Genomic DNA, 458 nt, shown 5'->3' with positions numbered 1-458 from the left:
AAATCAGTTGAAATTGGTTTCCCACTGGTAGTACGTCCTTCGTACGTATTAGGTGGTCGTGCGATGGAAATTGTATACGATGAGCAAGACTTGCGTCGTTACATGACCGACGCCGTATCTGCATCAAATGAAGCGCCAGTATTACTAGACCGTTTCTTAGATAACGCGTTAGAAGTTGACGTTGACGCAATTTGCGACGGCGAGCAAGTGATTATTGGCGGCATCATGGAGCATATTGAACAAGCAGGCGTTCACTCTGGTGACTCAGCATGTTCATTACCAGCTCACTCGCTAACGCAAGAAGTGCAAGATGTGATGCGTAAGCAAGTAACTGATATGGCACTTGAACTTGGCGGAGTTGGTTTGATGAATACACAGTTTGCGGTTAAAGATGGCAAAGTCTATCTATGCGAAGTATACCCACGTGCCGCACGTACAGGTAGATTTGTCTCTAACGC

General features: G+C 46.1%; 1 protein-coding gene. It reads left to right on the top strand.

Annotated elements, in window-relative coordinates:
• On the top strand, nt 1-458 hold a 458-nt coding region (locus CWB66_RS21710), incomplete at both ends, for an ATP-binding protein (RefSeq protein WP_138587022.1).

It is taken from the genome of Pseudoalteromonas sp. S558 (assembly GCF_005886635.1).
GTDB lineage: Bacteria > Pseudomonadota > Gammaproteobacteria > Enterobacterales > Alteromonadaceae > Pseudoalteromonas > Pseudoalteromonas aliena.
Note: the sequence above shows the minus strand (reverse complement) of the source record. Positions and strands in the feature narration are given on the sequence as shown.